Consider the following 20,229-nt stretch of genomic DNA (forward strand, 5'->3'; position numbering starts at 1 on the left):
GGAGATGGCTCCCCCACCCCGTCGGGTTTACTGCTGCAGTGCCTTGCTCACCTTCTCGAACAGATCCCGTGCCAGCCCCTCGAGGTTGGCCAGACGGGTCAGCTCGGTGCGGATCAGCGCCTTGCGCCCCTCATCGAGCCGCTTGAACTGGATGAGCGGGGTGATGAGGCGGGAGGCCACCTGCGGGTTGACCTCGTTGAGCTCGATCAAGAGATCGGTCAGGAAGCGGTAGCCGCGACCATCGCGCGCATGGAACTGCACCTGGTTGTTCATGGCAAAACTGGCCACCAGCGCCCGCAGCCGGTTCGGGTTGCGGATGCTGAAGGTGGGATGCGCCATCGCCTGCTTCACCTCCTCCAGCACGTCTTCCGCCGGCTTGGAGCCCACCAGCCGCAGCCAGTTGTCCAGCACCAGACCATCCTTGGCCCACTTGCCTTCGAAGTCGGCCAGCAGCTCGGAGCGGCACGGCAGCAGATGGCTGTTGGCCACCTGCAGCGCCGCCAGGGTGTCGGTCATGTTGTCGGCGGTGGCATATTGCTGGCGTACCAGCAGATCGGCACTGCCGGCGTCGAGCGCCGCCAGATAGCCCAGCACGACCCCCTTGAGCGCCCGTTTGGCCATGTCGGCGTGCACCACCTGATACGCCGGCAGGCGCAACGCTTCGTAGCTGCTTGTCAGACGGGCACCGAAGGCGTGAGCCAGCGAGGTGTGGATCTCGTTGCGAACCTGATGGATGGCATCGATGTCAGCCACCTCGAACAGCTCGGCCAGGGTCGCCTCACCCGGCAGCGCCAGGATCTCCGCCTTGAGGGCCGGGTCCAGCTCGCCATCGTCCAGAATGGCAACAAAGGCCGCCAGCAGGGTCTGGGAGAGCTCAACCCCCTGCCCGTGCTGCACTCGGGCCACGCCATCGATGACCGCCTTGTTGATCAGCATCTGCGCCGCATCCCAGCGAGCAAACTCGTTGCGGGCATGGCGCATCAGGAAGGCCAGGGCCTCGTCGCTGTAGTCAAAATGCAGCTTCACCGGCGCGGAGAAGTCCCGCAGCAGGGAAGGCACCGGCTTGACCGCCACCCGATCGAAGACGAAGGTCTGCTCTGCTTCCAGCACGTCGAGCACGTTGCCGATGGCCTTGCCCTGATACTGCAGCGGGATGACGGCCCCTTGCGCATCATAGAGTTCGATGTCGAGCGGAATATGCAGCGGCAGTTTTTGCGGCTGATCCTGGGTCGGCGGGGTGTGCTGGCTCACGTGCAGACGATAGACGCCGCTTTCGGCATCGTACTCGTCGGTCACGGTGAGCTCAGGGGTACCGGACTGGCTGTACCAGCGACGGAAGCGGCCGAGATCGACCCCGGAGGCATCTTCCATTGCCTGCACGAAATCATCACAGGTGACGGCCTGACCGTCAAAGCGCTCGAAATAGAGGCGCATGCCTGCCTGGAAGGCAGCCTCACCCAGCAGGGTGTGCAGCATGCGGATCACTTCCGAGCCCTTCTCGTAGACGGTCAGGGTGTAGAAGTTGTTCATCTCGATCACCACATCCGGGCGGATCGGGTGTGCCATGGGGCCGGCATCTTCGGCAAACTGCGGGCCGCGCACGGTGCGCACGTTATTGATGCGATTGACCCCGCGCGAGCCCAGATCGGAGGAGAACTCCTGATCCCGGAACACCGTCAGCCCCTCTTTCAGGCTGAGCTGGAACCAGTCGCGACAGGTGACGCGGTTGCCGGTCCAGTTGTGGAAGTATTCGTGGCCGATCACCCGCTCGATGCCGTGGTAGTCGCTGTCGGTAGCGGTAGCCGGATTGGCCAGCACGAACTTGGAGTTGAAGATGTTGAGCCCCTTGTTCTCCATGGCGCCCATGTTGAAGAAGTCCACCGCCACGATCATATAGATGTCGAGGTCGTACTCGAGGCCGAAGCGCTGTTCGTCCCAGCGCATGGAGTTGATGAGGCTCTCCATGGCGAAACCGGCGCGGTCCAGGTTGCCCTTGTCGACGAAGATCTCGAGGGCCACTTTGCGGCCGCTACGGGTAGCGTAGCTACCCCGCTCCACATCGAAGTCACCGGCCACCAAGGCAAACAGGTAGCTCGGCTTGGGGAAGGGATCCTGCCACTGCACGAAGTGGCGGCCGTCACCCAGATCGCCGCTGTCGACCTTGTTGCCGTTGGAGAGCAGGAAAGGGAACTGGGATTTGTCGGCGGTGATGCGGGTGCTGTAACGGGCCAGAATGTCGGGCCGGTCCAGGTAATAGGTGATGCGCCGGAACCCTTCCGCCTCACACTGGGTGCAGTAGGCGTCGCCGGACTTGTAGAGCCCTTCCAGCGCGGTGTTGGCGGCCGGATCCAGCAGGGTCACGATGGTCAGCACACACTCGGCCGGCAGGTTGAACAGGGTCAGGCTGCTCTCGCCCTGCTCGTACTGGGTGAAGGGCAATCCGTCCACGCTGACGCTGTGCAGGGAGAGCCCCTCCCCATCCAGCACCAGCGGTTCATTGTGCTCGCCATTGCGTCGCAGACGGGAGATGGCGGTCACCTGGGTCAGCGGCTCCTGCAGTTGAAAGTCGAGATCGATGCTGTCGATCCAGTAGAGCGGAGCCCGGTAATCCTGGCGATATTTGGCCGTCATGGCCTGGGAGTGATCGGTCATTATTGTTTGCTTCCACGCTTGTAATTGACGTGTCAGAGGCTGTCACAACCGGTTGGCAGGGTCAAATAGTTTGCATTCAGGCAAAAGAAAGGGCGACCTCAGTCGCCCTTGTTGATTAATTGACTCGCCGATGATCAGCTGCGTTTGCTGAGCTTGGCCAGATCCGCCGTGATGTTGGCAGCCTCGACCAGATACTCGTCGGGCGCCTCGAAATCGGCAGGCAGTTCATCCAGACTCTTCACCGCCGGCTTGCCGAGACGGGCAAGACGCTCGTTGGTGCGCTTGAGAGCCTTCTCATCCTGCTTGGCCTGATCCGCCAGACGCTCCGCCTCGTTGAGGGAGACCGACTTCTTGTCTTTCTCCTCCTTGTAGTCGGCAATGTCCTGCATCACGTAGGCAAACTCCGGATCCTTGTTGATCCGTGCCTCGTGGGCAGACTGCAGCTTGGGCAGCAGGCTGGCGAAGTTGCCGAGCTTGTCGTACTTGGCCGATGCAATCTTGTCCCACGGCAAGGCATTGAACTCGCGGCTCTCGCCCGTCTCTTCCGGCGCCACCGCAGTCGGGAAGCTGATGTCCGGAGCGACGCCCTTGTTCTGGGTGCTGCCACCGTTGATCCGGTAGAACTTGGCGATGGTGTACTGCACGTGACCGAGCGGCTGCTCGTAGAAGTCGTACACCTTGGCGAGGCTGCGATGCTGCTGCACCGTACCCTTGCCGAACGAGTTCTCGCCGAGGATCAGGGCGCGGCCGTAATCCTGCATGGCGGCGGCAAAGATCTCGGAGGCCGAGGCGCTGTAGCGGTCGATCATCACCGACATGGGACCACCGTAGTAGACGTTGCCGTCGTCATCACCGTTGACGGTGATGCGGCCCATGTGATCCCGGATCTGCACCACGGGACCGCTGGCGAAGAACAGGCCGCTCAGGGCAGAGGCTTCGGTCAGGGCGCCGCCGCCGTTGCCACGCAGATCGACGATGAGACCATCGATCTTCTGCTTGTTGAGGCTGGAGAGCTCCTTGATCACGTCATCGTGCAGGTTGACGTAGAAACTCGGGATCTCGAGCACCCCGATCTTCTTGCCTTCGGCGGTGATCACCTTGGACTTGGCGGCTCGGTCTTCCAGGCGCACCTTGTCGCGCACCAGCTCGATCTGCTCGGTCTTGGCAGCGGCGCCCTTGCCGCGCTGGATCTCCAGCTTCACCTTGCTGCCTTTTGGTCCCTTGATGAGCTCGACCACGTCATCGAGACGCCAGCCGATCACATCGACAATCTTGCCATCGTCCTGCCCTACCCCGACGATCTTGTCATCAGGCTTGAGGTGATTGGACTTGGCAGCCGGACCACCGGGCACCAGGGAGCGAATGACGGTGAAGTCATCCTCGGCCTGCAACACGGCACCAATCCCCTCCAGCGAGAGGTTCATCTCGGTGTTGAAACGATCGGCGCTGCGCGGAGACAGATAGCTGGTATGCGGTTCGATGGCGCGAGCGAAGGAGTTCATGAAGAGCTGGAACACGTCCTCGCTCTCGGTCTGGGACATCCGCTTGATGGCGTTGTTGTAACGCTTGCCAAGCAGTTCCTTGATCTCGGGCCACTCCTTGCCGCTGAGCTTGAGGCTCAGGGCATCGAACTTGACCCGCTGGCGCCACAACTCATTGAGTTCGGCTTCGTCTTTCGGCCAGGCCGCCCCTTCCCGATCAAAGATGTAGTTGTCGGGCTGGGTAAAATCGAAAGGAGTATCGAGCAGTTTGAGGGCGTATTCGAACCGCTCATAACGCCGCTGCTGACTCAGATTGAACATCTCGTAAGCCGGTGCCAGCCGCCCTCTTTCGAGGTCGGTGTCAAAACCGGTACGGTACTTTTCAAAGCGGCTGATATCAGAGGCCAGAAACAGGTTGCGGCTGTAGTCCAGATTCTCCAGATACTTGTCAAAGATCACGGAGGAAAAGGCATCGTCCAGCTTGAACTGCTTGTAATGCGAGCGGGTAAACAGATTGGCAATTCGCTTGCTGGCCGTAGCATGTTGGCTCTCCTGAGCCAACACAGGCAAATCACTTTCCTTGAGCACCGGCTCGATGGCCTGTGCAAGCCCGGCAAGCGCCAGGCTACAGGCAACGAGGGAAAAACGAATTACGCCATGCTTCAACATTTGTCTCCTTAGAGAACCAGGTGCTCGAATTTGACCCGCAGCATCATGCCGGTCTGCAATTGAACCTGAACGTCATCCTTGGTCACTTCCTTGATGGTGGCCGGCACCGGAGACTTGCCCAGCACAACCCGGACGCCCTGATCCACTTTCAGGGTAGCGGCATCCACTTTGACCAGCGGTGCTTCGACAGCAGCGGGAGCAGCCTTGGGAGCGGCTTTCGGCTTGTCGGATTTGGCGGCAGCATCGGCCTTGCGCGGAGCAGGACGACGTGGCTGCTTGGCCTTCTCTTCCTTGGTGTTGGTACGACGGCTGGCAAAGACACGCTCTTTGCTCTCTTTGAGGGCTTGCTTGGCGTGCTCGATGTGCTCTTCGGTGAGCAGCTCGCCCGGATTGCCGTCCAGATCGACACGGGCCTGGCCGGCCTTGAGGCCATGCAGGTAACGCCAGCTGGAGGTGTATTGACGCAGAGCAGAACGCAGCATGGTCTTGGAGACTCTGGCGTCGTCAGCAAGACGCTCGGCCAAATCCTGGAAGATGCCAATCTTGAGCGGCTTGGCCTCTCCTTCAGCAATGAAGCAGGCCGGGAATTTCTCGACCAGGTAGGCAACGATCTCTTTACTGTTCTTCAGCTTCTCAGTGTTTTCCATGTATAACCTTGGCTTTCATATAAACGCGCGGGCACACCCGAGCACAACAAAGGCCCCATTATAGAGAGCTTGGGGCCTTTTGCGAACCATCAAGCAATGACTTAGAGCATGCTTTCCAAAATTTGCACCGTTTCTTCCAGTCCAATCCGGTCTTGCGCATCAAAGCGGTTAAAGATTGGACTATCGATATCCAGTACGCCAATGATCTCGCCACCACGCCGCAGCGGGATCACGATTTCGGCATTGCTGGCACCGTCGCAGGCGATGTGACCTTCAAACTGGTGCACGTCGTCGATGAGCTGGGTCTTGCCCTCGGCCACCGCCGTACCACATACCCCGCGCCCGACCGGAATGCGCACGCAGGCCGGCTTGCCCTGGAACGGGCCGAGCACCAGGGTCTCGCCCTGCAACAGGTAAAAGCCGACCCAGTTGATGTCGGCCAGCTCCTGGTTGAGCAGCGCAGACAGGTTGGCCAGGTTGGCGATGAGATCCGGCTCCCCTTCCAGCAATGCCTGGGCTTGCTGGTTGAGGGTGCGATAAAATGCTTGTTTTTCAATCATGATTAAATGAACTTCACTCCCTGACAATCAGTGCAAGGTAACGCCCCGCCTGAAAAATTCAAATCAATTTTCACCTCCCCCCCCATCCTTTCTTCAATCGGGCGAGGCATTTAGCGGGCAACGGAGAGCGCCAGTTGCTGGCGCTGGCCATTGCTCCACTCGATATTGAGCAGCCAGACCATCAGCGGCGAGGTGCAGGATCCCACCAGGGTAGTCCCCTGCCAGCCCTGCTCGGTGGTCTCAAAGTTGACCGGAATGGTCCCCATGAACATGTCCCGTCCCTCCAGCCACGCCTTCACCGGCGTCACGGCCGGATCGCCGCCCTGAAGCTGTATCACAAAGTCACGTTCGGCCTGCACCGGCAGCGAGGCAACACGCACGGTCAACGGCTTGTCACCCAGCCGGGTGTCGCAGCTGGTGTGGGACAGATCACAAATCTGATCTTTTTCTGATCCCGCCACCGCGGTCTGCACGTTGCCGAACCAGGTTCGATAGGCAACCAATCCGAGCAAAATGGCCAATACGATCGCCAAATGGACAATTTTGCGTGAAGTGAGTCTCTCTTTCATGAAAAAACAGCCTTGTAAGATGTCTGAAAAATGACATTTTCGTGATCTCGCGCAAGGTAAATAATTGAACAGGCGAGACCCAACGGAGCCAAATATATCACTGTTTATACTGTTATTTTACCTGTCAGTTCAGTATCATTCCCATTGAATTTTCATTTAGCTACTTTTTGCTTTTCCTTTTATTAACAGTTGTTAACAAGAGAAAAGGCAGTAGCCAATGAAGTCGGTCCACGTCACTGGACACAAAATCAAACAACAGCAGCATCGGAAGCGGAATACAACGATGAGCCATACAACTAACCATCCTGAGTACAACTACACCGTTGTTCGCCAGTTCACCATCATGACGATTGTCTGGGGAATTGTCGGCATGTCGGTTGGCGTACTGATCGCAGCCCAGTTGATCTGGCCTGCCCTCAACTTTGATACTCCCTGGCTGACTTACAGTCGCCTTCGCCCTCTGCACACCAACGCCGTCATCTTCGCGTTTGGCTGTAGCGCCCTGATGGCGACCTCCTTCTATGTGGTGCAACGCACCTGTCAAACCCGACTGTTCGGCGGCAAGCTTGCCTCCTTCGTGTTCTGGGGCTGGCAGGCGATCATCCTCTCGGCCGCCATCTCGCTGCCGCTGGGATACACCACCTCCAAGGAGTACGCAGAGCTGGAATGGCCGATTGATATCGCCATCACCATCGTCTGGGTCGCCTATGCCGTGGTCTTCTTCGGCACCCTGGTCAAGCGCACCACCTCCCACATCTATGTGGCGAACTGGTTCTTCGGTGCCTTCATCATCACGGTGGCCGTGCTGCACATCGTCAACAACATGGAAGTGCCGCTTTCCGGCATGAAGTCCTACTCCATGTACTCCGGCGCCATGGATGCCATGGTGCAGTGGTGGTATGGCCACAACGCGGTAGGCTTCCTGCTGACCGCCGGCTTCCTCGGCATGATGTATTACTTCGTGCCCAAGCAGGCGGGTCGTCCGGTCTACTCCTACCGTCTCTCCATCGTTCACTTCTGGGCGCTGATCTCCCTCTACATCTGGGCCGGTCCGCACCACCTGCACTATACCGCGCTGCCTGACTGGGCCCAGTCTCTCGGCATGGTGATGTCCCTGATCCTGTTCGTGCCCTCCTGGGGCGGCATGATCAACGGCATCATGACCCTCTCCGGTGCCTGGCACAAACTGCGTTACGACCCCATCCTGCGCTTCCTGATCGTGTCCCTGTCGTTCTACGGCATGTCCACCTTCGAAGGCCCGATGATGGCGATCAAGACCGTCAACGCCCTCTCCCACTACACCGACTGGACCATCGGTCACGTCCACTCCGGCGCACTGGGCTGGGTTGCCATGGTCTCCATCGGTGCCGTGTACCACCTGATCCCGAACTTGTTCGGCCAGGGCCGCATGTACAGCATCAAGCTCATCAACGTCCACTTCTGGCTGGCCACCGTGGGCACCGTGCTCTACATCGTCGCCATGTGGATTTCCGGGGTGATGCAGGGTCTGATGTGGCGTGCGGTCAACGACGACGGCACCCTGACCTACAGCTTCGTAGAAGCGCTGCAGGCCTCTTATCCCTTCTACTTCGTGCGCTTCCTGGGTGGCTGCTTCTTTGTCACCGGCATGTTGCTGATGGCCTACAACGCCTATCGCACCATCACTGCGCCCAAAGGTTCCCTGGAACCTGTCGCACAGCCAGCATGATTGAAGAGGTCAAAGCATGAGCAACAATAACCGTCACGAGATCTTTGAAAAGAGCGTTCCCATGCTGGTGGTCGGCATCATCTTTGCCATCAGCCTGGGGGGCCTGGTCGAAATCACCCCGCTGTTCTTCCAGAAGCAGACCACTGAGCCGGTCGAGGGCCTCAAGCCCTATACCGCTCTGCAGATGGAAGGGCGCGACATCTTCATCCGCGAAGGCTGCACCGTCTGCCACAGCCAGATGATCCGTCCGTTCCGCGCCGAAACCGAGCGTTACGGCCACTACTCGGTCGCCGGTGAGAGCGTGTGGGAGCACCCCTTCCTGTGGGGCTCCAAGCGTACCGGTCCGGATCTGGCCCGGGTCGGCGGTCGTTATTCCGACGACTGGCATCGTGCCCACCTGATCAACCCGCGCGACGTGGTACCCGAGTCCAACATGCCCGCCTTCCCCTGGCTCGACACCAACGTGCTGACCGGTGAACTGACTGGCAAGAAGCTGGCCCTGTTCCGCGATCACTTCGGCGTACCCTACACGGATGCCGACATTCAGGGTGCCGGTGAGGCCGTGAAGGGCAAGACCGAGCTGGATGCGCTGGTAGCCTATCTGCAATCACTGGGTCATGCCCTGAAATAAAGGAGTCAGGATATGGATTACGGCACATTTCGCGGCCTGTATACCCTGCTGTTGATGGCCATCATGATCGGCATCATCGTCTGGGCCTACAGCAAGCGCCGCAAGACCTCCTTCGACGAGGCTGCCAATCTGGTTTTTGCCGACGACGAGCAACCCAGTGCTGATAACAAGAACGCAGGAGCGAAACAATAATGAGCACTTTGTTTAGCATTTTTGTCACCGTCATCAGTCTGGGGACCATCCTCGGCTGCTTCTTGCTGCTGGTCTGGTGCCTGCGCGACAAGATGGGGGTGGAAGAGGGCAAGTCCATGGGACACGCCTTCGACGGCATCGAAGAGATCAACAACCCGCTGCCGAAGTGGTGGACCTACATGTTCCTCTTCTTCATCGTCACCGGTCTGGTCTATCTGATTGCCTTCCCGGGCCTTGGCAACTTCAAGGGCGTACTGGGCTGGCAGAGCTCCAACCAGGACGTACGCTCGCTGGCCGAGTCCAAGGCTGCGGCGGCCTCCGCCAAGGCTGAAGGGCGCGCGGTGGAGTACGATCGCGAGCTCATCAAGGCCGACGAGATCTACGGCGCCAAGTTCCGCGAGCTGGCCTATCAGGCCGATGGCAAGACCTATCGCGCCATCGAAGAGATCGCCGCCGATCCGGAAGCCCGCAAGGTGGGTCAGCGTCTGTTCCTGCAGAACTGCTCCCAGTGCCACGGCTCCGACGCCCGCGGTGGTCGCGGTTTCCCGAACCTGACCGACAGCGAATGGCAATGGGGCGGCGCGCCCGACCAGATCAAGACCACCATCATGGGCGGTCGTCAGGGCGTGATGGCAGCCTGGGGCGAGATCCTCGGCAAGGACGGGGTCAAGGAAGTGGCCTCCTACGTGCTGAGCCTCTCCGGTCGCAAGGTGGACATGGTGGAAGCCAAGAAGGGTGAAGCGCGCTTTACCATCTGCGCCGCCTGTCACGGTCCGGACGCCAAGGGCGGCATCGCCTTCGGGGCACCGGATCTCACCAACAACACCTGGCTCTACGGCGGTTCCCGTCAGGTGGTCGAGCAGACCATCACCCACGGTCGTCACGGCGTGATGCCGGCCTGGAAGGATATTCTGGGTGAAGACAAGGTGCACCTGCTCGCCTCCTACGTTTACAGCTTGTCCCACAACGACCAGCAAAATAAGCAGTAACATGTGATAAACACGTGATTACTCAGCAAAAAGCCTCGACTCTTCGAGGCTTTTTGTTATCTTGTGTTGACTGAAATTCCTCTGTTTCGTTAATCACTGGTTTCACGGTAGTAGCACTATGTCCCAACCCTGGTATCGCCAATTCTGGCCCTGGTTCATCATCGCCCTCCCGACCGCAGCCGTGATCGGCAGCATCAGCACGGCGATCATCGCCAGCAAGGATGGCGTCAACCTGGTGGCCGAAGACTATTACAAGCAAGGCAAGGAGATTAATCAGGATCTCAGCAAGTTTGATCGCTCCGAAGCCCTCAACATCCACATCGCGCTGGAGGTCAACGGCAACGAGCTGACCCTCAAGCCGCTGTCGGGGGATATCCCGGCCGGCCAGGCGCTCTACCTCTCCCTGTTTCACCCCACTCTCGCCGGCATGGACAGCGAGCACATGGTGACCGCCGACGGCAACGGCGTCTATCGCCTGCTGCTCGACAAGCCGCTCACCGGCAAATGGCACGTGCGGGTGGATGCCTTCAACCACGAATGGCGGCTGCAAGAGACTGTCCAGCTCCCCACCAAGGCCCCCGTCGAACTCGATCCCAAAGGACGCTGAGTCATGAGTCGTCCTGTTCACCATGACACGCCAGCAGCAACCGGCGCTTCACTGTTTTTGCCGACAGGCCGGGTAGCCTGCGGCCAGCTGTCATGAGCGGCTGCTTTCACTGTGGTGAGCCGGTGCCCGCCGGCAGCCGCTATGCCCTCGAGATAAAAGGCATAGTCCAGCCCATGTGCTGCCCCGGTTGTCAGGCGGTGGCGGAAACCATTCTGGAGTGCGGCCTGGCCAGCTACTACGAGCACCGCACCGCTCCCGGCACCAAGGGCGAGCTGGTACCCGCAGAGCTCGCCGCCCTCACCCACTACGATCTGGCCGAAGTGCAGCAGGATTTTGTCACCGACAGCGCCACCGGCAGCCACAAGGTGCGCGAGATCCAGCTGACGGTGGAAGGTTTGACCTGCGCCGCCTGTGCCTGGCTCATCGAACGCCATCTGGGCAACCTAGCCGGGCTGCACTACATCAACGTCAACACCACCACCCACCGGGCCCGCATCAAGTGGGATCCGGACCGGCTCTCGTTGAGCGATATCCTCAAGGGTTTTGCCAAGATCGGCTATCGCGCCTACCCCTTCCAGACTCACCAGCAGGAGGCGCTCTACGCCAAAGAGGTGCGCAGCTACATGTTCCGGCTGGCACTGGCGGGGCTCGGTTCCATGCAGGTGATGATGTGCGCGGTGGCGCTCTACATGGACCTCTTCATCAGTGTCGAAGAGGAGTTCATGGTCTACTTCAAGTGGATAAGTCTGCTGCTCTCCACCCCCATCATGATCTACTCGGCCCAGCCCTTCTACGTGGGCGCCTGGCGCAGCCTCAAGCAGGGGCACCTCTCCATGGACGTGTCGGTGTCGCTGGCGCTGATCGGTGCCTTCGTCGCCTCCATGTGGGCCACCGTGTTCAATACCGGTGAGGTCTATTACGACTCCATCACCATGTTCGTCTTCTTCCTGCTGCTGGGGCGCTTCCTCGAGCTGCGGGCCAGACGCAAGGCCTCCGAGTCGAGCTCCAACCTAGCGCGGCTGGTACCCATCATGGCCACCCGACTCGATGAGGATGGCGAACACGAGGTGGCCGCCAAGACGCTGCAGGTGGGCGACCGGGTGCGGGTACTGGCGGGTGCCACCCTGCCGGCGGATGGCACCATACTGCTTGGGCAGGCCAGCCTCAACGAATCCATGCTGACCGGCGAACAGTTGCCACTGCTCAAACAGGCGGGGGATGCCGTCTACGCCGGCACCATCAACACCGACGCCCCCCTCGAAATCAGGGTCAGCCATCGCATCGAAGAGTCGCGCCTGGCCCAGATCATGCGGCTGCAGGATCACGCGCTGGACGACAAACCGGCCATCGCCCAGATGGCAGACGTACTCTCCCGCCACTTCATTCTGGTGCTGCTGTTCATCGCCGCCGGCGTCTGGACTTTCTGGCACTTCCATCAGCCGGAGCAGGCCTTCTGGGTCACCCTGGCGGTGCTGGTGGCGACCTGCCCCTGCGCCCTGTCGCTGGCCACCCCCACCGCGCTCACCTCGGCCACCGCCCGCCTGACCCGTGCCGGCGTCCTGCTGCGCCGCGGCCACGTGCTGGACGTGCTGACCCGGGCCAACCGCATCGTGATGGACAAAACCGGCACCCTGACCACGGGCAACATCAGCCTCACCAGCACGAAGGCCCTGGGCAATCTCGACGAGGCTCGCTGCCTTGCCATCGCCCGCGCCCTGGAGGCCTATTCCGAACACCCCATCGCCCGCGCCTTTCGCAGCAACGCCGCAGAGGACGCCGTGCTGCTGGCGGCCAGCAAGGTGACCCCCGTCATCGGACACGGTATCGAGGGGGTGATCGACGGTCGCCACTATCGCCTCGGCAGTGCCCGCTGGCTCGGCATCAACGATACCCACGCAGCGCAAGCGGACGGGCTGGTCATCTATCTGGCTGACGAGGATCAGGCGCTCACCCGTTTCCTGCTGACCGACACCCTGCGCCCCGATGCGAAGGCGCTGATCCAGGCCTTCAAGGCTGCTGGCCTCAAGACCACCATCCTCACCGGCGACAGCTCGGCCCAGGCCGACGAGGTGGCCCGCGAGCTGGGGGTCGACGAACTGGTCAAGGGCGTCACGCCGGATGGAAAGCTGGCCTACCTCAAGGAGCACGAGGCCCGCAGCGACATCAGCATCATGGTGGGTGATGGCATCAACGACGCCCCTGTGCTGGCCGGCGCCCACGCCTCCTTCGCCATGGCCGGCGGCACCGATCTGGCCAAGAACAGCGCCGACGCCATCTTGCTGGCCGACGATCTCTCCCGCCTGCTGGATGCCCGCGCCCTGGCACTGCGCACCCGCAAGATCATCAAGGAGAACTTCGCCTGGTCCATCGGCTACAACCTGCTGGTGCTGCCATTGGCGGCGAGCGGCTGGCTGCCCCCCTACGTGGCGGCGGCGGGCATGTCGCTCAGCTCCCTCATCGTGGTCACCAACTCCATGCGGCTCAACCGCTGAGCCGTGGCCACAGGGACAGGCAGGGTAAAGGGAGCTGGCTCCGGTCAGGCTCCCTTCACCATCGAATCGACGGGTCTGCGGCCACCAACGTGGTGTACCATGACCCCTTTCATTGCAAGGTTTGCTGCATGAACATCATCTTCGTCCTCATCCCCATCGCCATCCTCTTCGTCATCATCGCCGGCGCCGTCTTCTTCTGGGCCATTCGCTCCGAGCAGTTTGAAGATCTCGACCGCCAGGGTTCCAATATCCTGTTCGACGAAGAGCAACCCGCCCCCAAACACGTCGAACACGAGCACAAAGATGACGGCCACCCTTGATCTGCTGGGCGCTTTGCTGGTTGGGCTGGCCGGTGCCGGCCACTGCATCGGCATGTGCGGCGGCGTCTCAGCCGCCCTCTCCATGGCCATTCCTGCCGAGAAGCAGCACTTCTGGGGTCGGCTCGGTTACCTGCTCAACTACAACCTCGGCCGGATCCTCAGCTATGTGATTGCCGGTGCCTTGGTCGGGGGGCTGCTGGCCACTACCAGTGAACTCGGCGCGGGCAAGCACGCCATCGCCGGTCTGCGGCTGGTGGCGGCCTTCCTGATGATTGCCCTCGGGCTCTATCTCGCCGGCTGGTGGCAGGGGGTGTTGCTGCTCGAGCGCATTGGCGCCAGGTTGTGGCCCCTCCTCAAGCCGCTGGCGGGCAAGTTCATCCCCTTCACCTCGACCTGGCAGGCACTGCCGTTTGGCATGGTCTGGGGTTGGCTCCCCTGCGGGCTGGTCTACTCCATGCTGACCTGGAGCGCAGCGGCGGGATCCGCCGGCGGTGGAGCGCTGGTCATGCTCTTTTTCGGCCTCGGCACCCTGCCGACCCTGTTTGCGCTGGGGGGGCTGGCGGATCGGCTGCGCTACTGGCTGACCCTGCGCAGTTTGCGCCTTGGTGGGGCACTGCTGCTCATCGCATACGGGCTGCATACCCTCTGGATCGGGATTGCGTCCTTTTGAAACCCTATCCAAAACGGATGAGTTGATGGTAAACTTGTTTGATATAAATCAATTATTCGTATGAGCCTATGATCCCGGAAAAGAAACCTGGCAGACGTATTCAGAGCGGTGGCTGTGCAATTCATTGCCAGGATTGCAGCATCAGCCAGCTCTGCATTCCCTTCACTCTGAACGACAACGAGCTCGATCAGCTGGACAGCATCATCGAGCGCAAGAAGCCGATCCAGAAGGGTGAAGAGTTGTTCAAGGCCGGCGATGAGCTCAAATCGCTCTACGCCATCCGTTCCGGGACCATCAAGTCATACACCATTACCGAGCAGGGTGACGAGCAGATCACGGCCTTCCACCTGGCTGGCGATCTGGTTGGGTTTGACGCCATCCACAAACAGGCTCACCCCTCCTTCGCCCAGGCGCTGGAAACCGCCATGGTGTGCGAGATCCCGTTCGACGTGCTCGACGATCTCTCCGGCAAGATGCCCAAGCTCCGCCAGCAGATCATGCGGCTGATGAGCAACGAGATCATGGGCGACCAGGAGATGATCCTGCTGCTCTCCAAGAAAAATGCCGAAGAGCGCCTTGCCGCCTTCCTGCACAACCTGTCGGTGCGCTTCTCCGAGCGTGGTTTCTCCGCCAAGGAGTTCCGCCTCTCCATGACCCGCGGCGACATCGGCAACTACCTCGGCCTCACCGTCGAGACCATCAGCCGTCTGCTGGGCCGCTTCCAGAAGTCCGGTCTCATCAGCGTCAAGGGCAAGTACATTACCGTACTGGATCACGTCGCCCTCGGCGTCATGGCCGGTGCAACCCGCCCCCCCTGCGGTTAAGCTTCCTCTCTCTGGTGCCGGATCGGTTTACCCCGAAATTTGATCCGGCACACGTCCCCCTCTCTCCTCCTGAGCTAAGCTGTAATGGCTAAAGGTCTGCCATCATTGGTATTTTTGCCAAGGAGGAGGAGAACATGGTCAAGTACCGAAAAATTCTGGTGGTCATCAACCCGGAAGAAGAGCGGCAAATCGCCCTCGAACGTGCGGTCAAGGTAGCCGAGCTGGATGAAGGCGCCCAACTGACCCTGTTGCTCACCATTTACGACTTCTCGTATGAAATGACCGCCATGCTGTCGGTGGATGAGCGGGAAGAGATGCGCCACGGGGTGATTGCCCAGCGCCGCGAATGGCTCGACGACATTCTCAAACCCTACCGCGCCCGAGGGCTGGATTGCGAGATCAAGGTGGTCTGGCACAACCGTCCCTTCGAATGCATCATTCAGGAAGTGCTGGAGCAGCGCCACGATCTGGTGGTCAAAGCCACCCACCACCACTCCTTCCTGCAAACCTTCATTTTCACCCCCACCGACTGGCATCTGCTGCGCAAGTGCCCCTGCCCCGTGCTGCTGGTGAAAGAGGGACATTGGCAGCGGGGCGGCAACATCATCGCCGCCATCAATTGCTCCAGCGACGATCAGGATCAGAAGCTGCTCAACGAGCGGATCACCGAAGAGGGGATCGCCATCGCCGAGCTGCTCGGCTCCAACCTCTATCTGGTCAACACCTACCCGGGTACCCCGGTCAACGTGGCCATCGAGCTGCCGGAGTTTGACCCCAACGCCTACAACGACGCCATTCGCAAACACCACGAGAGCCTGCTGCTGAGCCACGCCGACAAATATGGCATCGGCCATCTCTGGACCCGGGTGGCGGAAGGCCTGCCCGAAGAGGTGCTGCCCGATCTCGCCGGCGAGCTGCAGGCCACCCTGATGATCATGGGGTGCGTCGGTCGCACCGGGCTCTCCGCCGCTCTGCTCGGCAACACCGCCGAACACGTGGTGGATCGTCTCGCCTGCGACATGCTGATCCTCAAGCCCGCCGATTACAGCTGCCCGGTCGATAGCCGCCGTCCAGCATAAGCCTTTCTTGCCCTCCCCCGGGACATGGCTATAATAAGCCGCTTATTTTTGTCCCGGGTTTCAGGTCATGCTAGAAGAGCTTAACGCCAAAGAAAAATACAGTTTCAACAAACTGCAGAAGCGCCTGCGGCGCAACGTAGGTCAGGCCATCGCCGACTTCAACATGATTGAAGAGGGTGACAAGGTCATGGTGTGCCTGTCCGGCGGCAAGGACAGCTTCGCCATGCTCGACATTCTGATGAGCCTGAAGGCCAGTGCCCCCATCCACTTCGATCTGGTGGCGGTCAACCTGGATCAGAAGCAGCCCGGCTTCCCCGAGCACGTGCTGCCCGAATACCTGACCACCCTCGGCATCGACTTCAAGATCGTCGAAGAAGATACCTACGCCATCGTCAAGGAGAAGGTGCCGGAGGGCAAGACCACCTGCGCACTCTGCTCCCGCCTGCGCCGCGGCATTCTCTACCGCACCGCCCAGGAGCTGGGCTGTACCAAGATTGCCCTTGGCCACCACCGCGATGACATCCTCGAGACCCTGTTCCTCAACATGTTCTACGGCGGCAAGCTCAAGTCCATGCCGCCCAAGCTGGTGAGCGACGATGGCAAGAACGTGGTGATCCGCCCGCTCGCCTACTGCAAGGAGAAGGACCTGGTGCGCTATGCCGAGGTCAAGGCCTTCCCCATCATCCCGTGCAACCTGTGCGGCTCTCAGGAGAACCTGCAGCGCCAGGCCATCAAGCAGATGATGCAGGAGTGGGATCGCCGCTTCCCGGGTCGTCTCGAGACCATGTTCACCGCCATTCAGGACGTGATCCCGAGCCACCTGCTCGATCACAAGCTGTTTGACTTCAAGAGCATCAACCGCGACTCCGGCATCATCGACGGCGGCGACAAGGCGTTTGATCCGCCCGAGCTGCCCAAGGCACCGCTGCTGGACATCGACGAGATGGACATGCTGGACGTCATTGAGGTGCGCTAAGCCCACTTCAGCCATAAAAAAGGAGCGCCTGGCGCTCCTTTTTCATTTCTATGCCGGCCACCCTCGGTAGCGGCTCAAGATGGGCTAGCCCTTGTGCAGCCAGGGCGTCAGCCGCAGGATCTCCCCCTGCAGCTGCAGCTTGCCCTCGGCAAACGCCGCCAGCTGGGCGTTGCTCAGCAGCAGTTGTCCCTCCAGCCAGGGCAGCGGCAGCTGGCGAGCACCGTCGATGAGGTAGGCGGTACCGCTTGGCTGCACCAGGCTGACCCTCACCCCCGTCATCTCGGGCAGGAAATATTTGCCGACCATGCCGGCCAGCTTCTCCAGCAGGCTCTGCATGTCGTGCTGGCGCCCCGTCAGCTCGCTCACCTTGAGCTCCCACCGACTGTCTGCCGGCGGCGGCACATCCGCCATCACCTGTACCGACAGATCGCAAGCCTCATGGGGCTCGGTGAGCCCCACCACCACGGTCGCCTTGTCGAGATTCAAATCATCGTCATAGGGCAGCCGCAATTCGCTGTCGATGGTCACCTCGGCCGCCACGTCCCGATCCAGAGTCGAGACCCGAGCCGAGGTGAGCAGGCAGCGCCGGCCATTTTGCTGATCGGTCAGATAAAAGCCCAGCCTGGCGTGACCAAACTCCCCTTTGGCGAAGGTCTTCATCTGGCTGTAGAAGGTGCCGTACTGCAGCTCAAGGGAGGGCTGCGCCACTGCCAGCATGGGCGCCATCAGCAGCGCGGCCGCCATCCCGTATCGATTGTTCATATGCCATCCTTTTGCATCACGCATCTGCACGCGCCGCTATCTGTTGCTGTTGTCTGACGCCCTGGATGCCGTCAGGCGTTGAAATGATCGGGGCCCTGGCTCACCTCGGTCACTTCGACCGCGACCCCGCACAGATCCCGATAGAGGATCCCCTTGCAGTTGAAGTAGAGGGGGGCCACCCAGACAAGGCCCAATCCCATGGGGATCAGCGCCAGGAAAAACAGCGCCAGCATGACGCCGTGCAGCAGCACTATGCTGGGCCAGCCACGGGCAAACAGCTTGAGCGACACCAGAATGGCTTGCACCGGCGACAGGCCGCGCTCCAGCACCAGCGGCACCGAGAACACCAGTCCCATGCCGATCAATGCAGACGGGATGAAGGCCAGCACCACCGGCAGACCCACCAGTTCAAACAGGGGGCCGAACAGGCTGGTGAGCATGCTGCCCAGCAGACTCAGGCTGCCCAGACGCAGGAAGTGGCGAAAGAAGTCAAATACCTGGCTCGGGCGGGCACGCACACCGACCGACTGCTGCAATCCCAGCATGTCGAGGGACGAGGTCATGGGTGACATCATGATGGTGATAAGCAGGCTCAGCACCAGGGCTATGTCCATTCCCCCCTCCTGATTGAGGTAGGGGGCCAGCAGGGTATTGCTCAGCAATATCCAGATGGCCGTGACACCGACGATGGCCAGCAACAGGCCGAAACCGGTGCGCCGCGTCTGTTGCCAGCTCTCCTGCAATACCCCCTTGAGGTCGAGACGATATCCCTGACTCAGGGATTGTTCGAGGGAACCACCGATCCGCATTTTATTACTCAATTGACTATCCAACATCAGAAAAACCACTATTCAGGGAGCACATTATAGCGATTTGACCCGGCATGCGTAGCCGTTTTTCCCCTTATCTGCTGACCAAAAAGTCTTTGATTTCATAAGGGCCCGTCATCGCAGTCGACGCCGCGTCCATCCGGAACAGATTATCCACGCCAGGATCTTGCCCCCATCCGCATCCGCCATCGGGCGTCCTCGCGGGGCTGATCTCCCTGCCTTGGCCCGCCGCGGCGATGGGCGTAGGATGCCAGAAGCCGTCACCGCTTCTACTCGCCCATCCGGACTGCCCGGTGGCGACCGCTTCACAAGGAGAATTGCATGTCTGATTTGACCCTGTATCTCGCCCCTGGCACCTGTGCCATGGCTGTGCACATAGCCCTGACCGAGGCCAAGGCCCACCATAACATCAAGGTGCTCGACCTGACGGCCGGGGAGCAGCGCTCCGCCGCCTACCTCGCCATCAATCCCAAAGGCCGGGTGCCGGCTCTCGTCACCGAGCGCGGCGTGCTGACCGAAACCCCGGCCTTGCTGCTCTATGTGGCGCAGCGCTTCCCTAACGCCCGGCTTGCACCGCTGGACGATCCCTTCCTGCTGGCCCGCATGCAGGAGGTGAACAGCTTCCTCGCCTCCACGGTGCACGTCTCCCATGCCCACGGTCGCCGTGGCAGTCGCTGGGCCGATGATGAGCAGGCCATCGCCGCCATGCAGGCCAAGGTGCCGCGCAACATGCGCGATGGCTTCTCCCAAATAGAAAACCACTATCTCGCCGGTCCCTGGGTGCTGGGAGAGTGTTTCAGCCTGGCCGACATCTACCTGTTCGTGGTGGCGAGCTGGCTCAAGAGTGACGGGATCGCCATCGACGAGTTCCCCAGGGTGGCCGCCCACACGGCGCGGGTGCTGGCCCGTCCCGCAGTACAACAGGCGCTGATCGTTTAATCCCTTGCGGGCCAGCGCTCTGCTGGCCCCATTTGTACTTTATGTTTGCCCCGCATTGAGATCGTTTTCACATTTCTGCCATCTCTTGGTGGATCAAAACCGCCTGAGCGCCTATCTTCCACCCCATGACGCAACCGGTTGCGTAACCGGTTGCCTAGCTAACATCAGATACGCGGGCATAGCCTGCCGAGGTGCTGTATGAAACGAGGCGTACTGCTCAATGCTCCCCTGAGTGCCCTGGTGGCACGGATGGGTCACACCGACGAGATCACCGTCTGCGATGCGGGCCTGCCCATTCCGGCCGGCCCGGAGCGCATCGATCTGGCGCTGATGGCGGGGACGCCGAGCCTTGAAACCGTGCTGACCGCCCTGCTCACCGACCTGGTGGTGGAGAAGGTGATCATGGCGAGCGAGATTAAGCAGATCAGCCCCGCCGCCCATCAGGCGCTGGTGGATCAGCTGGAGGCGCACGCCGCAGCCCAGGGCAAGCCCATCACCATCGAGTACTGCCTGCACGAAGCATTCAAGGCTCGCTCCCGCCAGAGCAAGGCCATCGTGCGCAGCGGCGAGGTGACCCCCTACGCCAATCTCATTCTCTGCGCCGGCGTGGCGTTTTAAATTCCCAAGGAAGC

General features: G+C 60.7%; 20 protein-coding genes. 13 read left to right on the forward strand and 7 right to left on the reverse strand.

The annotated features are described in order from the left end of the window. Positions 1-27: 27 nt before the first annotated feature. From pepN to QLG02_RS14375, 5 genes are all read right to left on the reverse strand, one after another. Complete coding sequence (pepN, locus tag QLG02_RS14355; RefSeq protein WP_282465490.1) at positions 28-2,652, reverse strand: aminopeptidase N; 2,625 nt, start codon at positions 2,650-2,652, stop codon at positions 28-30. A 134-nt stretch (positions 2,653-2,786) separates the two neighbouring features. Then, entirely contained in the window at positions 2,787-4,802 is a 2,016-nt protein-coding gene (prc, locus tag QLG02_RS14360) for a carboxy terminal-processing peptidase (RefSeq protein ID WP_016350681.1), read from the reverse strand. Positions 4,803-4,810: 8 nt separating this feature from the next. Further along, positions 4,811-5,449 carry an RNA chaperone ProQ gene (gene proQ, locus QLG02_RS14365; RefSeq protein ID WP_017410055.1) on the reverse strand — a complete coding sequence of 213 codons (639 nt, stop codon included), beginning with the start codon at positions 5,447-5,449 and terminating at the stop codon, positions 4,811-4,813. Positions 5,450-5,550: 101 nt separating this feature from the next. Then, complete coding sequence (locus tag QLG02_RS14370; RefSeq protein ID WP_011706144.1) at positions 5,551-6,009, reverse strand: GAF domain-containing protein; 459 nt, start codon at positions 6,007-6,009, stop codon at positions 5,551-5,553. A 110-nt stretch (positions 6,010-6,119) separates the two neighbouring features. Then, positions 6,120-6,578 (reverse strand): hypothetical protein, encoded by a 459-nt coding sequence (locus tag QLG02_RS14375; RefSeq protein ID WP_166464561.1) that lies wholly within the window; start codon positions 6,576-6,578, stop codon positions 6,120-6,122. A 283-nt stretch (positions 6,579-6,861) separates the two neighbouring features. Between QLG02_RS14375 and ccoN the strand changes: the two genes are divergently transcribed. The 11 genes from ccoN to ttcA all read left to right on the forward strand — a co-directional run bounded on the left by ccoN (position 6,862) and on the right by ttcA (position 17,066). Next, positions 6,862-8,286: a cytochrome-c oxidase, cbb3-type subunit I gene (gene ccoN, locus QLG02_RS14380; protein WP_016350679.1), complete on the forward strand. Its 1,425-nt coding sequence runs from the start codon at positions 6,862-6,864 to the stop codon at positions 8,284-8,286. 16 nt (positions 8,287-8,302) lie between these two features. Then, positions 8,303-8,917, forward strand: coding sequence for a cytochrome-c oxidase, cbb3-type subunit II (ccoO, locus tag QLG02_RS14385; RefSeq protein WP_005300783.1), 615 nt, complete (start codon positions 8,303-8,305; stop codon positions 8,915-8,917). 12 nt (positions 8,918-8,929) lie between these two features. Continuing rightward, the gene (locus tag QLG02_RS14390; RefSeq protein ID WP_005300779.1) at positions 8,930-9,109 is read left to right on the forward strand and encodes a CcoQ/FixQ family Cbb3-type cytochrome c oxidase assembly chaperone; all 180 of its coding nucleotides are present in this window, start codon (positions 8,930-8,932) and stop codon (positions 9,107-9,109) included. Beyond that, positions 9,109-10,098, forward strand: a complete 990-nt coding sequence (ccoP, locus tag QLG02_RS14395; protein ID WP_011706147.1) for a cytochrome-c oxidase, cbb3-type subunit III — start codon at positions 9,109-9,111, stop codon at positions 10,096-10,098. Before QLG02_RS14390 ends, ccoP begins: the two co-directional genes overlap by 1 nt. Before the next feature lie 118 nt (positions 10,099-10,216). After that, on the forward strand, positions 10,217-10,705 hold the full coding sequence (locus tag QLG02_RS14400) for a FixH family protein (protein WP_011706148.1): 489 nt from the start codon (positions 10,217-10,219) through the stop codon (positions 10,703-10,705). A gap of 92 nt (positions 10,706-10,797) precedes the next feature. Next, positions 10,798-13,197 (forward strand): heavy metal translocating P-type ATPase, encoded by a 2,400-nt coding sequence (locus QLG02_RS14405; protein WP_282465491.1) that lies wholly within the window; start codon positions 10,798-10,800, stop codon positions 13,195-13,197. A 128-nt stretch (positions 13,198-13,325) separates the two neighbouring features. Further along, positions 13,326-13,517 (forward strand): cbb3-type cytochrome oxidase assembly protein CcoS, encoded by a 192-nt coding sequence (ccoS, locus tag QLG02_RS14410; protein WP_024945238.1) that lies wholly within the window; start codon positions 13,326-13,328, stop codon positions 13,515-13,517. Continuing rightward, on the forward strand, positions 13,501-14,187 hold the full coding sequence (locus tag QLG02_RS14415) for a sulfite exporter TauE/SafE family protein (protein ID WP_282465492.1): 687 nt from the start codon (positions 13,501-13,503) through the stop codon (positions 14,185-14,187). The genes ccoS and QLG02_RS14415 overlap by 17 nt, the downstream gene beginning before the upstream one ends. Positions 14,188-14,255: 68 nt before the next feature. Then, positions 14,256-15,011 carry an FNR family transcription factor gene (locus tag QLG02_RS14420; protein WP_005300768.1) on the forward strand — a complete coding sequence of 252 codons (756 nt, stop codon included), beginning with the start codon at positions 14,256-14,258 and terminating at the stop codon, positions 15,009-15,011. A gap of 134 nt (positions 15,012-15,145) precedes the next feature. Next, positions 15,146-16,090, forward strand: a complete 945-nt coding sequence (gene uspE, locus QLG02_RS14425; protein WP_005300766.1) for a universal stress protein UspE — start codon at positions 15,146-15,148, stop codon at positions 16,088-16,090. A 67-nt stretch (positions 16,091-16,157) separates the two neighbouring features. Continuing rightward, positions 16,158-17,066 carry a tRNA 2-thiocytidine(32) synthetase TtcA gene (gene ttcA / locus QLG02_RS14430; RefSeq protein WP_011706151.1) on the forward strand — a complete coding sequence of 303 codons (909 nt, stop codon included), beginning with the start codon at positions 16,158-16,160 and terminating at the stop codon, positions 17,064-17,066. Positions 17,067-17,150: 84 nt separating this feature from the next. Here the strand turns inward: ttcA and QLG02_RS14435 are convergent, their stop codons facing one another. Both QLG02_RS14435 and QLG02_RS14440 read right to left on the reverse strand, forming a co-directional pair. Next, a complete protein-coding gene (locus QLG02_RS14435) occupies positions 17,151-17,828 on the reverse strand; it encodes a DUF2987 domain-containing protein (protein WP_282465493.1) in 678 nt (225 codons plus the stop codon). Between the two features lie 71 nt (positions 17,829-17,899). Continuing rightward, positions 17,900-18,637: a hypothetical protein gene (locus QLG02_RS14440; RefSeq protein ID WP_282465537.1), complete on the reverse strand. Its 738-nt coding sequence runs from the start codon at positions 18,635-18,637 to the stop codon at positions 17,900-17,902. A gap of 342 nt (positions 18,638-18,979) precedes the next feature. Between QLG02_RS14440 and QLG02_RS14445 the strand changes: the two genes are divergently transcribed. Both QLG02_RS14445 and rbsD read left to right on the forward strand, forming a co-directional pair. Then, complete coding sequence (locus tag QLG02_RS14445) at positions 18,980-19,597, forward strand: glutathione S-transferase family protein (RefSeq protein WP_282465494.1); 618 nt, start codon at positions 18,980-18,982, stop codon at positions 19,595-19,597. 198 nt (positions 19,598-19,795) lie between these two features. Beyond that, complete coding sequence (gene rbsD, locus QLG02_RS14450) at positions 19,796-20,215, forward strand: D-ribose pyranase (protein ID WP_282465495.1); 420 nt, start codon at positions 19,796-19,798, stop codon at positions 20,213-20,215. Positions 20,216-20,229: the final 14 nt, after the last annotated feature.

It is taken from the genome of Aeromonas sp. V90_14 (assembly GCF_029967615.1).
GTDB lineage: Bacteria > Pseudomonadota > Gammaproteobacteria > Enterobacterales > Aeromonadaceae > Aeromonas > Aeromonas hydrophila.

Bases quoted from the DNA above. Each gene is read 5' to 3' on its own strand.
- QLG02_RS14400 (WP_011706148.1), top strand. From the start codon at position 10,217: ATGTCCCAACCCTGGTATCGCCAATTCTGGCCCTGGTTCATCATCGCC.
- ccoP (WP_011706147.1), top strand. From the start codon at position 9,109: ATGAGCACTTTGTTTAGCATTTTTGTCACCGTCATCAGTCTGGGGACC.
- QLG02_RS14390 (WP_005300779.1), top strand. From the start codon at position 8,930: ATGGATTACGGCACATTTCGCGGCCTGTATACCCTGCTGTTGATGGCC.
- QLG02_RS14415 (WP_282465492.1), top strand. From the start codon at position 13,501: ATGACGGCCACCCTTGATCTGCTGGGCGCTTTGCTGGTTGGGCTGGCC.
- pepN (WP_282465490.1), bottom strand. From the start codon at position 2,652: ATGACCGATCACTCCCAGGCCATGACGGCCAAATATCGCCAGGATTAC.
- ccoN (WP_016350679.1), top strand. From the start codon at position 6,862: ATGAGCCATACAACTAACCATCCTGAGTACAACTACACCGTTGTTCGC.
- QLG02_RS14435 (WP_282465493.1), bottom strand. From the start codon at position 17,828: ATGAACAATCGATACGGGATGGCGGCCGCGCTGCTGATGGCGCCCATG.
- prc (WP_016350681.1), bottom strand. From the start codon at position 4,802: ATGTTGAAGCATGGCGTAATTCGTTTTTCCCTCGTTGCCTGTAGCCTG.
- QLG02_RS14405 (WP_282465491.1), top strand. From the start codon at position 10,798: ATGAGCGGCTGCTTTCACTGTGGTGAGCCGGTGCCCGCCGGCAGCCGC.
- QLG02_RS14375 (WP_166464561.1), bottom strand. From the start codon at position 6,578: ATGAAAGAGAGACTCACTTCACGCAAAATTGTCCATTTGGCGATCGTA.
- QLG02_RS14445 (WP_282465494.1), top strand. From the start codon at position 18,980: ATGTCTGATTTGACCCTGTATCTCGCCCCTGGCACCTGTGCCATGGCT.
- ccoS (WP_024945238.1), top strand. From the start codon at position 13,326: ATGAACATCATCTTCGTCCTCATCCCCATCGCCATCCTCTTCGTCATC.
- QLG02_RS14420 (WP_005300768.1), top strand. From the start codon at position 14,256: ATGATCCCGGAAAAGAAACCTGGCAGACGTATTCAGAGCGGTGGCTGT.
- ccoO (WP_005300783.1), top strand. From the start codon at position 8,303: ATGAGCAACAATAACCGTCACGAGATCTTTGAAAAGAGCGTTCCCATG.
- rbsD (WP_282465495.1), top strand. From the start codon at position 19,796: ATGAAACGAGGCGTACTGCTCAATGCTCCCCTGAGTGCCCTGGTGGCA.
- QLG02_RS14370 (WP_011706144.1), bottom strand. From the start codon at position 6,009: ATGATTGAAAAACAAGCATTTTATCGCACCCTCAACCAGCAAGCCCAG.
- QLG02_RS14440 (WP_282465537.1), bottom strand. From the start codon at position 18,637: ATGCGGATCGGTGGTTCCCTCGAACAATCCCTGAGTCAGGGATATCGT.
- proQ (WP_017410055.1), bottom strand. From the start codon at position 5,449: ATGGAAAACACTGAGAAGCTGAAGAACAGTAAAGAGATCGTTGCCTAC.
- ttcA (WP_011706151.1), top strand. From the start codon at position 16,158: ATGCTAGAAGAGCTTAACGCCAAAGAAAAATACAGTTTCAACAAACTG.
- uspE (WP_005300766.1), top strand. From the start codon at position 15,146: ATGGTCAAGTACCGAAAAATTCTGGTGGTCATCAACCCGGAAGAAGAG.